At 52.9% G+C, this 13,570-nt stretch carries 11 protein-coding genes and 1 other RNA gene; 11 read left to right on the top strand and 1 reads right to left on the bottom strand.

What is annotated here, in order from left to right; all coding sequences use genetic code 11:
- The first annotated feature begins 24 nt into the window (after window positions 1-24).
- Complete coding sequence (locus WMO29_RS06080; protein ID WP_349164184.1) at window positions 25-1,374, top strand: putative ABC transporter permease; 1,350 nt, start codon at window positions 25-27, stop codon at window positions 1,372-1,374.
- 119 nt (window positions 1,375-1,493) lie between these two features.
- Window positions 1,494-1,833, top strand: a transfer-messenger RNA (tmRNA) gene (ssrA, locus tag WMO29_RS06075).
- 178 nt (window positions 1,834-2,011) lie between these two features.
- On the opposite strand, the gene WMO29_RS06070 is transcribed toward ssrA, so the two are convergent.
- Window positions 2,012-2,968, bottom strand: coding sequence for an aldo/keto reductase (locus WMO29_RS06070; RefSeq protein ID WP_349164183.1), 957 nt, complete (start codon window positions 2,966-2,968; stop codon window positions 2,012-2,014).
- 193 nt (window positions 2,969-3,161) lie between these two features.
- Between WMO29_RS06070 and plsX the strand changes: the two genes are divergently transcribed.
- From plsX to ffh, 9 genes are all read left to right on the top strand, one after another.
- Entirely contained in the window at window positions 3,162-4,166 is a 1,005-nt protein-coding gene (gene plsX / locus WMO29_RS06065) for a phosphate acyltransferase PlsX (protein ID WP_435391116.1), read from the top strand.
- 4 nt (window positions 4,167-4,170) lie between these two features.
- Entirely contained in the window at window positions 4,171-4,404 is a 234-nt protein-coding gene (acpP, locus tag WMO29_RS06060) for an acyl carrier protein (protein WP_178038685.1), read from the top strand.
- Window positions 4,405-4,481: 77 nt separating this feature from the next.
- Window positions 4,482-5,165, top strand: coding sequence for a ribonuclease III (gene rnc / locus WMO29_RS06055; RefSeq protein WP_178038686.1), 684 nt, complete (start codon window positions 4,482-4,484; stop codon window positions 5,163-5,165).
- Between the two features lie 11 nt (window positions 5,166-5,176).
- Window positions 5,177-8,737 (top strand): chromosome segregation protein SMC, encoded by a 3,561-nt coding sequence (gene smc / locus WMO29_RS06050; RefSeq protein WP_349164181.1) that lies wholly within the window; start codon window positions 5,177-5,179, stop codon window positions 8,735-8,737.
- A 21-nt stretch (window positions 8,738-8,758) separates the two neighbouring features.
- Entirely contained in the window at window positions 8,759-9,697 is a 939-nt protein-coding gene (gene ftsY / locus WMO29_RS06045) for a signal recognition particle-docking protein FtsY (RefSeq protein ID WP_178038688.1), read from the top strand.
- Between the two features lie 37 nt (window positions 9,698-9,734).
- Window positions 9,735-10,946 carry a threonine ammonia-lyase gene (gene ilvA, locus WMO29_RS06040; protein ID WP_178038689.1) on the top strand — a complete coding sequence of 404 codons (1,212 nt, stop codon included), beginning with the start codon at window positions 9,735-9,737 and terminating at the stop codon, window positions 10,944-10,946.
- Between the two features lie 238 nt (window positions 10,947-11,184).
- On the top strand, window positions 11,185-11,763 hold the full coding sequence (locus tag WMO29_RS06035) for a manganese efflux pump MntP (RefSeq protein WP_349164180.1): 579 nt from the start codon (window positions 11,185-11,187) through the stop codon (window positions 11,761-11,763).
- A 91-nt stretch (window positions 11,764-11,854) separates the two neighbouring features.
- The gene (gene ylxM / locus WMO29_RS06030) at window positions 11,855-12,187 is read left to right on the top strand and encodes a YlxM family DNA-binding protein (RefSeq protein WP_158362252.1); all 333 of its coding nucleotides are present in this window, start codon (window positions 11,855-11,857) and stop codon (window positions 12,185-12,187) included.
- The gene (gene ffh / locus WMO29_RS06025) at window positions 12,188-13,540 is read left to right on the top strand and encodes a signal recognition particle protein (RefSeq protein WP_349164179.1); all 1,353 of its coding nucleotides are present in this window, start codon (window positions 12,188-12,190) and stop codon (window positions 13,538-13,540) included. It begins immediately after the preceding gene.
- Window positions 13,541-13,570 lie beyond the last annotated feature (30 nt).

Genomic DNA, 13,570 nt, shown 5'->3' with positions numbered 1-13,570 from the left:
GGACGGACAGAGGAGGAAAATGGTATGGACATGACGGGATACGAGCTTTTGTGGCTCTTTTTTACATACAGCTTTGCGGGCTGGGTGACTGGCACGGCCGGCGCGGCGGCGCGGCAGAGAAAATTTGTGGATGTGGGCTTTCTCTATGGTCCCTGGTGTCCTGCTTACGGCGTGGGCGGACTGTTATTTGCCATTTTCCTGACAGAGCTTCGTGACAGCCTGTTTTTCCTGTTTGTGGGCGGCGTGATTCTTTCTTTTATTGTGACCTATACGACCGGCTTCCTGCTGGAGCGGATTTTCCATCGGAAATGGTGGGATTTCTCCCGGAAACGCTTCCAGTTCGGCGGCTATGTGAGCCTGCCCTGGTCGGTGGTGTGGGGTCTGCTTGGAGTACTCTGCATCCGTTTTGTGAATCCGTTTTTACGGGATGTGCTGAAGCTTTTACCCCATGGGGTCGGAAAAATCATTCTACTTGTGCTTGGTATCATTTTCATTATGGATTTTGTCGGCACACTGGTGGGAATCCTGAAGGTGAGATCCAGCGTGAAAAAGGCGTCTCTGCTGTATGGCGTGGCGGAGAATCTGCAGAAAACCTCTGATGAGATGGGCGGAAAGCTGACAGCCTTTGTGCTGCGCCGTATGGAGCGGGCCTATCCGAGGCTGGCGGCTGAAGAGCTTCTTAGAGCCAGACGGGAGCAGGAAAAGGAAGCGGACGCGGCGCGGGCGAAGGCAGGCGTCTTTGCGGTGGGCTGCTGCTTTTATAAGCTGGTGTGCCTGTTTTTGCTGGGCGCGTTCCTGGGCGATATCACCGAAACCATTTTCTGCTATGTGACGGCTGGCAAGCTCATGAGCCGCAGCAGCGTGGTGTACGGACCCTTCAGTATCGTCTGGGGACTGGGCTGTGCCCTTCTGACGGCGGTGCTGTACCGGTATAAGGATCGGAGCGACAGCTATATTTTCTGCTTCGGCACGGTTCTGGGCGGCGCTTATGAGTATATCTGCAGCGTCTTTACGGAGCTGGTATTCGGCACAGTGTTCTGGGATTACAGTAAGATTCCGTTCAATCTGGGCGGCAGAATTAACCTCTTGTACTGCTTCTTCTGGGGCATCGCAGCGGTGGTCTGGATGAAGGTACTGTATCCGCTGTTTTCCGGCTGGATCGAGAAGATTCCGAAGAAATTCGGAACCTGGATGACCTGGATTCTACTGGTATTTATGATTTATGATGTCTGCCTGTCGGGTCTGGCCCTGAACCGCTATACGGTGCGGCAGACCGGCGAGGGCATCGAGACCTTCGCGGACGGGTGGCTGGATACGCATTTTCCGGATGAACGGATGGACCGGATCTATCCGAACGCGATTCTGGTGGAATAAGAGTTTAAATTTAAGAAAAGGGCTTGATTTTTCAGGGGTTTCGGTCTATACTGGGAGAACAGATTACCCGAAGAGGGCAAAACGGCTGCCGTTCACAGCGTTTCAGGCAGTCCCAACCAGGGCTTGTACTGGTTTCGACGGGGGTCTCGCAGCTGGTGAAGCTATCCGCAGGCGATGCGTCAAATCGCAAAATTAAAAATAAACGCTGAAGATAATTTAGCATACGCTGCCTAATGGCAGCTGTCGGCCTTAGAGCACCCGCACTTTAAGAATCCGGCATCGACTATGTGGGAAACGACATGCGTTAAGCTTTGCGCGCATGGGCGTATCATGAAGCTACTGAAGCCCGCAGGGTGTTAGTTCCCGGCGGACGGAGGGAATGTCAAAGAACTGACTACGATAGTAGAAGAACAGGGAACAGGCTTTCGGACAGGGGTTCGATTCCCCTCAGGTCCATAAAAAATACCACTTGTCATTTGACAGGTGGTATTTTTTTTATGGAATAGGAAATTCCGATAGAATTCCCTATTCCATAAAAGCAAGCAGAGCTTGCAAAGATGCGCACTCGGCGCAGTGGTAGATGGTTGCTGAAGCAACCGCGCCTCGGCGCGAGAATGTGCCATTGGCACATTCTTTTTTAATACATAATCACAGCCCGCACCGGACACACCGGGCTGCAGTACCCGCAGGTCAGGCATTTGTCATGGTTGACCTCAGCCAGGCCGTTGTCGTTGTAAAAGATGGCCCCGGCGGGACAGGCGGCCTTGCAGGAGCCGCAGCCCTCGCAGTCCTCCTGGTTGATGTAGACCCTCTTTTTGGAGACATCCGGGTTGTAGGTCTTTGGCATGGAGCCGTCGAGATAGGCGATGAGATCGTCCACCTCCGCGTTTTTTCCAAAGCCGATCATGACCGAATCGATTTCCTCTTTGGAGAATACATAGTCAAGCGCTTCCTGATAATGGGACGTGAGACTTCCGCCGCCGAAGGCTTTCATGGAAAAGACGCCCTTGCCAGCCCGGTGGCAGCGGCGGATGGCCGCGAGCATTTCCTCTTTCGAACCGAAGGCATCCCCTTTTCGAATCCCCAGTCCAGCGTAATTGATCAGCGGAAAGACCACATCCAGCTCCGGCATGGAAGCAGCGGCCTCCGTGACATCAATGTGATGGGTAGAGAGTCCGATGGCCCGCACCAGCCCCTTTGCCCGGGCGTCCTGTAACGCGTCCCAAGCCCCGGCCCGCTCCTCAAGCTGTCCCGAACGTAGCTCATGCATGAGAAAAATATCGATGACGTCGCGCCCCAGCTCCTCCCGGGCCTCCAGTACCGCTTCCATCATCCCGTCATAATCGGTACAGAGGGATTTGGAGGAAATGACCACATCGTCAAAGCCCTCATGTTCCAGTGCCTTTTTGATATACGGATAGGTTCGGTAGTACTGCGCCGTATCCAGAAAATTAAATCCTCTTTTCAGCGCGTAGCGGATCACCGCTGCACCCTGCTCCACCGGCAGAGCCAGCTGGCTTGGACCCATGGGAAGCACCCCGAAGCCCGCGACGCTGACTTTGATGTCTGTATTTCCTAAAGCTTTTTTCTGCATAAAGATTCCTCTGAAATTCTTATATTGTGTAAAATATGTTGTCAAAATTGTTGTATTTATTGTAATTATACATGGATCAGCGAAAAAATCAAACCCAAAAGAAACTGTTGATTTCTCATTTGATATTTAGTATTATGATAAAGGATCTGCATACATAGGATCAGGAGATCAGGAGGAAGGATTTATGCAGGATATGATCAGAGTTGCGGTGGACGCAATGGGCGGCGACAATGCGCCGGACGAGATTATCAAGGGCGCCATGGAAGCCGTAGCGCTGCGGGAGGACATTCAGGTTCTGCTCGTGGGCAAAGAAGAACTGATTCGGGAGAAGCTAAAGGGATATTCATACAGAGAGCAGCAGGTAGAGGTCGTGAACGCGACAGAGGTGATCGAGACGGCGGAGCCGCCGGTGGCAGCTATCCGGACGAAGAAGGACTCTTCCATTGTAGTCGGACTGAAGCTGGTAAAAGAGGAGAAGGCGGACGCCTTCGTATCGGCAGGCAGCTCGGGAGCCGTACTGGCAGGAGGCCAGCTTCTGGTGGGACGCATCAAGGGCGTGGAGAGACCGCCCCTGGCGCCGTTAATTCCGACGGAAAAAGGCGTGTCTCTGCTGATTGACTGCGGAGCCAACGTGGATGCCAGACCGTCTCATCTGGTACAGTTCGCGAAAATGGGTTCCATCTACATGGAGCACGTCATGGGCGTGAAGAATCCCCGGGTGGCTATCGTGAATATCGGAGCCGAGGAGGAGAAGGGCAACGCCTTGGTGAAAGAGACTTATCCGCTTCTGAAGGAGTGTGAGGGTATTAATTTCGTGGGCAATATTGAGGCGAGAGAGATTCCCCACGGACAGGCGGACGTTATCGTTTGTGAGGCCTTTGTGGGAAATGTCATCCTGAAGCTTTATGAGGGTGTGGGAGCTGTGCTGGTCAGCAAGATCAAGGCCGGTATGATGAGCACTCTCCGAAGCAAAATCGGCGCGCTGCTGGTGAAGCCGGCGCTGAAGGAGACGCTGAAGTCCTTTGATGCTACCGAATACGGCGGAGCGCCGCTTCTGGGTCTTAAGGGCCTGGTGGTGAAGACCCACGGAAGCTCCAAAGCAAAAGAAGTAAAGAACTCCATTATCCAGTGCGTAACATTTAAAGAGCAGCGGATTAATGATAAGATTAAAGAGAATATCGTAAGAGAGGAAGGATGAAACAATGGAATTTGAAAAACTGAAAGGAATTATTGCGGATGTTCTGAATGTGGATGAGGATGAGATCACCATGGACACCACATTTGTAGACGATTTGGGAGCAGATTCTCTGGACGTATTTCAGATTATCATGGGAATCGAAGAAGAATTCGACATCGAGATCGCCCAGGAGGAAGCTGAGAAAATCGTGTCCGTCGGCGACGCGGTGGAAGCCATTCGCAATCTGAAGAAGGACTAAGAAGAATATGAAACTTGTCTCAGAAAGGCTGCGGCTTTTCTGAGACATTTTTACGTTATTGTTTGTGAGGAGAACAAATGAAGCTAGAAGAATTAGAAAACAAACTGGGTTACCATTTTCACGACCGGAGGCTTTTGGAGCACGCCCTGTGCCACAGCTCCTATGCCAACGAGCGCCACTGGGACCGCCTGCAGAATAACGAGCGCCTGGAGTTCTTAGGAGATGCGGTACTGGAGCTTGCCACCAGTGAGTTCCTGTATCAGAATTATCCGACCATGCCGGAGGGTGAGGCCACCCGTACCCGCGCGAGCATCGTCTGTGAGCAGACCCTGGCGCTGTGCGCGAGAGACCTGGGGTTAGGCGAATGGCTGAGGCTGGGAAAAGGCGAGGAGCTGACCGGCGGACGTGACAGGGATTCCATTACCTCAGATGCCATGGAGGCATTGCTTGGCGCGATTTATCTGGACGGTGGTTTTGCTAATGCAAAAGAATTCGTACATCATTTTATTTTAAATGACATTGAGCATAAAAAACTCTTTTATGATAGCAAGACTATCCTTCAGGAGCAGATTCAGAGTGAAACCGAGGAACCGATTCACTATGAACTGGTGAAGGAAGAGGGACCGGATCACAATAAGCGGTTCACGGTAAATGTGGTATTGGGCGAGAAGGTGCTTGGAAGCGGCAGCGGCCGGACTAAGAAGGCGGCGGAGCAGGAAGCGGCGTACCGGGCACTTCTGGCCAGAAAAGTCCGCGGATAACGGGGTAAGGAATGTATTTAAAAAGTATAGAGGTACAGGGCTTTAAGTCCTTTGCAAATAAGATTGTATTCGATTTTCACAACGGGATCACCGGCATTGTAGGACCCAACGGCAGCGGCAAGAGCAATGTGGCGGACGCGGTGCGCTGGGTTCTGGGCGAGCAGCGGGTGAAGCAGCTGCGAGGCGGCAGTATGCAGGACGTCATCTTCGCGGGAACCGAAAACCGGCGGCCCTTAAGCTATGCCTATGTGGCGATTACGCTGGATAATTCCGATCATCAGCTGTCCATAGATTATGAAGAGGTGACGGTGTCAAGACGTCTCTACCGTTCCGGCGAGAGCGAGTACCTGATCAATGGCGCAGCCTGTCGGCTCAAGGATATCAACGAGCTGTTTTACGATACCGGTATCGGTAAAGAGGGCTATTCCATCATCGGACAGGGCCAGATTGACCGGATTCTAAGCAGTAAGCCGGAGGAGTCCAGGGAGCTTTTCGACGAGGCCACCGGAATCGTGAAATTCAAACGCAGGAAGAACACGGCCCAGAAGAAGCTGGAGGACGAGAAGCAGAACATCGTCCGCATTAACGACATTCTGGCGGAGCTGGAAAAGCAGCTGGGACCGCTGGAAAAGCAGTCAGCGGCAGCCAGAGAATATCTGAAGAAAAAAGAAGCATTAAAGCTCTGCGATGTGAATATGTTCCTTTTGGAGACGGAGCGTGTCCAGGGGGCGCTGACGGAGCTGGAGCAGAAAATCAGCGATACGGATCGGGAGTTAAAAGAGACTACCGGACGGTATGAGAATATCAAAAAGGAACACGCCCGCATCGAAGAAGAGTTAGAGGAGCTGAACCGACGTCTGGATGAGACGAAGGAAGCGGCGTCCAGGGCGGGTCTGGGCCGTCAGCAGCTGGAAGGCCAGATTGAAGTCCTGAAGGAGCAGATCAACTCCGTCCGACAGGGCGGCGAGCAGCTGGAAGGACGTCTGAAAAATATCGCGGCGGATGTGAAGGAGCGGCAGGAGGCCAGAGAAAAACTGGCGGCAGAGCAGGCGGAGCTTGCAAAGCAGCTGGAGGCAGCTGCCTCCGTTTCCGGCGAGGCCGACGCGCGCTTACAGGAGCTGCGGGAGCAGATCGAGGCGGAAAATACAGCCGCTGAGATCAGCAAGAACACCATCATCAGTTTGTTAAATGAGCGGGCCTCCACCAAGGGCCGCCTGCAGCGCTACGACGCCATGCAGGAGCAGGCCCAGATTCGGAGAACGGAGCTGAATCAGAAGCTGCTGCTGGCGAAAAGCAGTGAGGAAGAGCAGCGGGTACAGTACGAAGGACATCTGAAGAAACTGGAAGAAATTTCCGGAAGAATTATTACACTGTCGGAAGCTCAGCGGGAGAAGGAGGAGGAAGCCGAAGGCCTGCGCCGGGAGTTGGGAAAAAAGAACGAGGAGCTGGAGATTGGCCAGAGCGCTTTTCACCGGGAATCCTCCCGCCTGGAATCCCTGCGGAACATGGCCGAGCGCTACGATGGCTACGGCAACAGCATCCGCAAGGTCATGGAGCAGAAAAAGAACGTGCCGGGCATCGAGGGCGTGGTAGCGGACCTCATCAAAGTGGATCAGCGGTATGAGACCGCCATCGAGACAGCTCTGGGCGGCAGCATCCAGAATATTGTCACGGAAAATGAGGATACTGCCAAGGAGCTGATTGAATATCTGAAAAAGAACCGGTTTGGCCGGGCCACCTTCCTGCCCCTGACCAGCGTGGGTGGACGGGGCGGCTTCGCGAAGCCGGAGGCCCTGAAGGAAAAGGGCGCCATCGGCCTTGCCAGTACTCTGATACGGGCGGACAAAAAGTATGATCGGGTAGTACAGCATCTGCTGGGCCGGGTACTGGTGGCAGAGCACATTGACGACGCCATCCGTATTGCCCGGAAATACAAGCATTCTATCTTTATCGTCACGTTGGAGGGCGAGTCCTTAAGCCCCGGCGGCTCCATGACCGGCGGAGCCTTCCGCAATTCCAGCAATTTGCTTGGCCGAAAGCGGGAACTGACGGAGCTGGAAGAGAATGTACAGAAGCTGGAGGCTGATATCCGGGAAGCCCGTCTTCAGATTGAAACTTTGCGGGAGCAGCGCCGGGAGCGGCGCGCGGAGGCAGAGTCCTTAAGTACAGAGCTACAGCGGCTGTATCTGCAGCAGAATACGGCGAAGATGAATTCCGATCAGGCGAAAGCAAGACTGGATGAGATTATTGAGGGCTATTCCGGACTTCGAAAGGAACTTTCGGAAATCGAGAAGCAGTTTGCGGACATTCACGACAGCCGCGAAGCTATTTTCCGGGAAATACGGGAGTCTGAGGAGCAGGAGAAGCAGAACGAGGCCAGAATCGAGACGGCGCAGGCAAGATTGGCTGAGCTGAAGCAGAGCGAGGCTGAGAGCATCGGCGACAACGAAAAGGCGCACCTGAAGCTGGCGGCCCTGACCCAGAAGGCGGGCTTTGTGGATGAAAACGCGGCCCGTATTGAGCGGGAGCTTGTGAGACTTCATACGGAAGAGCAGGAGATTCACGAGGGTATGCAGAAGGGCAATGCCGACATCGAAGCCAAAGAGGAAGGCATCGGCGCTTTGCGGAAGCAGATAGAGGACATGATCGCCAGGAGCGAGCGCTTAAACGGTGAGACCGCAGAGCTTGGCGGCAAGCGGGAAGCACTGCTGACCGGCCAGAAGGATTTCTTTACGAAGCGTGAGGAGCTGTCCGATAAGCAGACCCGGCTGGATAAAGAGATTTTCCGCCTGAACAGTCAGCGGGAAAAGCTGGAAGAAACGGTGGATTCCCTGACCGATTACATGTGGGAGGAGTACGAGCTGACCTACAACACAGCCCTTCCCATGAAACAGGAAGAGGATATGGATTTGGCGGCACTGAAGAGGCAGACCAGTGTGCTGAAGGATGAGATACGGAAGCTGGGCGATGTCAATGTGAATGCCATTGAGGATTATAAAAATATCTCAGAGCGGTATGAATTTATGAACACCCAGCGGAACGACCTGGTAAAGGCCGAGGAGACCCTGATGGGCATTATTTCGGAACTGGATACAGGCATGCGCCGCCAGTTCGAAGAACAGTTTGCCCGGATTCGGGTAGAGTTTGACAAGGCTTTCAAAGAATTGTTCGGTGGCGGAAAGGGAACCCTGGAGCTGGATCCGGATGCGGACATGCTGGAGGCAGGCGTGCGGATTATCGCCCAGCCGCCCGGCAAAAAGCTGCAGAACATGATGCAGCTTTCCGGCGGAGAAAAGGCCCTGACGGCCATTTCACTCCTGTTCGCCATTCAGAACCTGAAACCCTCGCCCTTCTGTCTGCTGGATGAGATTGAGGCAGCTCTGGATGATTCCAACGTAAACCGCTTTGCAAAATATCTTCATAAGTTGACAAAGAATACACAGTTTATTATTATTACACATAGGAAGGGAACCATGGAGTCCGCAGATCGTCTGTATGGTATTACCATGCAGGAGAAGGGCGTCTCCACGCTGGTTTCCGTAAATCTGATTGAAGAGGAATTAGATGAATAGTTAAATTCAGGGGGAAATGAAATGTCTGAGGAAAAAAAAGGCTTTTTCAGCCGTCTGGTCTCCGGTCTTGCCAAGACCAGAGCAAACATCGCGGCCGGTATTGACAGTATTTTCAGCGGATATTCCGCGATTGACGACGATTTCTATGAGGAGATCGAGGAGATCCTGATCATGGGCGACATCGGCATTAATGCCACCAACGCTATCCTGGAGGATCTGAAGCAGAAGGTGAAGGAGCAGCACATCAAGGAGCCATCCGAATGCAAGCAGCTTCTGATCAACAGCATCAAGGAGCAGATGCAGGTGGGCGACGTGGCATACCGCTTCGAGCAGGAGAAGTCCGTGGTGCTGGTCATCGGCGTCAACGGCGTGGGTAAGACCACATCGGTAGGAAAGCTTGCAGGCAAGCTGAAGGATCAGGGCAAAAAGGTGATTCTGGCGGCGGCAGATACCTTCCGCGCGGCAGCAGGCGAGCAGCTGACCGAGTGGGCGAACCGGGCCGGCGTGGAGATTATCGGCGGCAGCGAGGGCGCAGATCCGGCTTCCGTAGTTTATGACGCAGTCTGCGCGGCCAAGGCGCGGCATGCGGACGTATTACTCTGCGATACGGCGGGACGTCTTCACAATAAGAAGAATCTGATGGAGGAGCTTCGGAAAATCAACCGGATTATCGACCGGGAGTACCCGGACGCATTCCGTGAGACCCTGGTCGTCCTGGATGGCACCACCGGACAGAACGCTCTGGAGCAGGCCCGTCAGTTCAAAGAGGTCTGCGACATCACAGGCATCATTCTCACGAAGCTGGACGGAACAGCCAAGGGCGGTATCGCGGTGGCAATCCAGTCCGAACTTGGTATCCCGGTGAAGTACATCGGCGTGGGTGAGAGCATCGAGGATCTGCAGAAGTTTGACGCGGACGAATTTGTGAACGCCCTGTTCCATCAGGAAAATGATGACTGACAAAATTTGTAAAAATACAATATAAGAGGAGAAAAACATGCTTACACTGGAGAAATTCGAAGAAGCCTCAGAGGTGGTTAAAAAAGTAGCGATCGAGACCAAGCTGTTATACAGTCCGTATTTCAGCGAGCGCACCGGCAATAAGGTATATCTGAAGCCGGAAAATATGCAGGTAACCGGCGCGTACAAGATTCGCGGTGCTTACTACAAGATCAGTACCTTAAGCGACGAAGAGCGCTCCAAGGGATTGATTACCGCATCCGCCGGAAATCACGCCCAGGGCGTGGCTTACGCGGCCAAGGCCTACGGCGTAAAAGCGGTCATTGTGATGCCGACCACCACGCCGCTGATGAAGGTGGAGCGTACCAAGAGCTATGGCGCTGAGGTCGTGCTTCACGGCGACGTGTATGATGAGGCGTGTGAGTATGCGTATAAGCTGGCGGAGGAGCACGGCTATACCTTTATCCATCCCTTCGATGATCTGGCGGTAGCCACCGGCCAGGGAACTATTGCCATGGAGATTGTAAAGGAGCTGCCGCTGGTGGACTACATTCTGGTGCCCATCGGAGGCGGCGGACTTTCCACCGGCGTGTCTACTCTGGCAAAGCTTTTGAATCCGAATATCAAGGTTATCGGCGTGGAGCCCGCAGGCGCCAACTGTATGCAGGTTTCTCTGAAGAATAAGAAGGTGACCACCCTGCCGACGGTCAGCACCATCGCCGACGGTACCGCAGTGAAGACTCCGGGAACCAAGATTTTCCCGTATATTCAGAAGAATCTGGACGACATCATCACCGTCACCGACGACGAGCTCATCGGCGCGTTCCTGGATATCGTGGAGAACCACAAGATGGTGGTAGAAAACTCCGGTCTTTTGACCGTAGCGGCTCTGAACCACCTGAACGTGAAAGGTAAGAAGATTGTCTCTATCTTAAGCGGCGGAAATATGGACATCATCACCATGTCCTCCATGGTACAGTTCGGCCTGATCCAGAGAGACCGCATCTTCACCGTATCCACCATGCTTCCGGACAAGCCCGGAGAGATGGTCAAGATCTCCCAGGTCATCGCCGACGAGAACGGCAATATCGTCAAGCTTGATCACAATCAGTTTATCGGTACCAACCGGAACGAGGGCGTGGAGCTGCGTATCACCATCGAGGCCTTCGGTACTGAGCACAAGAACCGCATCGTCAAGAAGCTGGACGAGGCAGGCTTCCGGCCGCGGTTAGTGAAGATCAACCTGTAAAAAATCTGGCAAATGAGGAATTTCCCCTTGCATTTGTTGAAAAAATATAGTAAAATGGCGACCAGTGCATAAGGGAGTAGTTAGCGCCGGCTGGCGTGACAAAATCAACACATTGGCCATAAAGCCTGGTTTTGTATGAAATAACGAGACTTATCCGCAGAAAAAATTCTGCGGGTAGGTCTCTTGTTTTATATAGGGGCTTGTGCGCCGGAGTAAAAAGAAAAAGGAGAACTTCATTATGGGATTGGTAGAACTTTTCGTTCTTGCGGTAGGCCTGTCCATGGACGCTTTTGCCGTATCGGTCTGTAAGGGCCTGGCGGTACAGAAGGCGGGTGTAGAAGAATGCTGTATCGCAGGCGTCTGGTTTGGCGGCTTTCAGGCGCTGATGCCGCTTCTTGGATATCTGCTGGGCAGCCAGTTTAAGGATTACATCACCTGCGTCGATCACTGGATTGCCTTTGTGCTGCTTCTCATCATCGGCGTCAATATGATTCGGGAGGCTCTGGGAAAAGAAGAGGACGGGGAGGTCTGTCCGAAGAAAGAGAATCCGTTTGCGTTCAAAACCATGCTGATGCTGGCGGTAGCCACCAGCATCGACGCCCTGGCCGTGGGGATCACCCTGGCTTTTTTAAACGTGGCGCTGATTCCTTCCGTAACATTTATCGGTGTAACAACTTTCGTGATTTCCGCCATCGGTATTCGCATCGGCAATATCTTTGGTATGAAGTACAAATCCAGAGCGGAATTCGCGGGCGGCGTGATTCTCATCTGTATCGGCCTGAAGATCCTGCTGGAGCACCTGGGAATTCTGGGTTAAAGGGCAGAATATCCGAAAAATAATTTTGTCAAGAAAAAATACTTGACATCACTGCCCGGATTGTGTATGATAAGTCAGGCAGGTGAGAAGTATGGATAAAATTCTGGAGCAGACGCTGCTGTATGATTTTTACGGAGAACTGCTGACGGATCATCAGAAGCAGATTTACGAGGACGTGGTGCTGAACGATTATTCCTTCAGCGAGGTGGCGGAGGAAAAGGGTATCAGCCGCCAGGGCGTGCATGATCTGATTAAGCGGTGCAACAAGATTCTGCAGGAATACGAGTCGAAACTTCACCTGGTTGAGAAGTTTGTGACCATCAAAGAGCAGATCGAAGAGATGGAAAAGTCCTTAAGGGAGACCGAAGAGCCGGACAAGGAAGCGCTTGTGCGGCAGTTAAACGGGATATTGGAGAATTTATAGATGGCATTTGAAAGTTTATCTGATAAATTACAGAATGTATTTAAGAACCTGCGGGGTAAGGGACGTCTTTCCGAGGCGGATGTGAAAGCATCCTTAAAGGAAGTCAAGATGGCTCTTCTGGAAGCCGACGTAAGCTTTAAGGTAGTCAAGCAGTTTATCAAGTCCGCAGAGGAACGCGCCATCGGCGCGGATGTGATGAACAGTCTGACGCCGGGACAGCAGGTGGTAAAGATTGTCCATGAGGAACTGATTTCCCTGATGGGCAGCGAGACCACGGAGCTGAAGCTGAAGAACCCCAGTGATGTGACCGTCCTCATGATGATGGGTCTTCAGGGAGCAGGTAAGACCACCACGGCGGCCAAGCTGGCAGGAAAGCTGAAGAGCAAGGGCCGTAAGGTATTGCTGGTAGCCTGCGACGTTTACCGCCCGGCAGCGATCAAGCAGCTGCAGGTCAACGGCGAGAAGCAGGGTGTCGAGGTATTTACCATGGGCGAGAATCAGAAGCCGGTGAATATCGCGAAGGGCGCTTATGAGTACGCGAAGAAGAATAACTTCAATGTGGTCATCCTCGATACTGCAGGCCGTCTGCATGTGGACGAAGACATGATGGAGGAGCTGCAGGAGATCAAAGAAAATCTGCATGTGGATCAGGCGCTTCTGACCGTAGACGCCATGACAGGACAGGACGCAGTCAATGTGGCCACTGTGTTCAATGACAAGATTGGCATCGACGGCGTCATCCTGACCAAGTTAGACGGAGATACCCGAGGCGGAGCCGCGCTGTCTGTCAAGGCAGTGACCGGAAAGCCGATTTTATATATAGGTATGGGCGAGAAGCTTTCGGATCTGGAGCAGTTTTATCCGGACCGTATGGCGTCCCGTATCCTCGGTATGGGCGATGTGCTGACTCTGATTGAGAAGGCGCAGGAGTCCGTGGACGAGGAAAAAGCCAAGGCCATGACGCAGAAGCTGAAGAAAGCACAGTTTGGCTTTGACGATTATCTGGAGAGTATGAACCAGATGAAGAAAATGGGAGGTCTTTCCAGCGTGCTGGCCATGATGCCGGGTCTGGGAAGCCAGATGAAGGACATTGAAAACGCCATCGACGAGAAGAAGATGGCGCGCACCGAGGCGATCATTCTTTCCATGACGCCGAAGGAGCGGTCCAATCCCGAGATTCTGAACCCGTCGAGAAAGCACCGCATTGCCAAAGGCGCAGGTGTGGATATCGCCGAGGTCAACCGCCTGGTGAAGCAGTTCGAGCAGATGCGTAAGATGATGAAGCAGATGCCCGGCATGATGGGAATGGGCGGCAAACGTGGTAAAAAGGGACGTATGCGTTTTCCTTTTTAAATAAATAAAAATACTATATTAACAGCAGAA

Origin of the sequence: Laedolimicola intestinihominis, assembly GCF_040096155.1 — a bacterium.
Lineage (GTDB): Bacteria > Bacillota > Clostridia > Lachnospirales > Lachnospiraceae > Laedolimicola > Laedolimicola intestinihominis.
The sequence above is the reverse complement of the archived record's forward strand: the minus strand, read 5'-3'. Positions and strand labels throughout refer to the sequence as shown.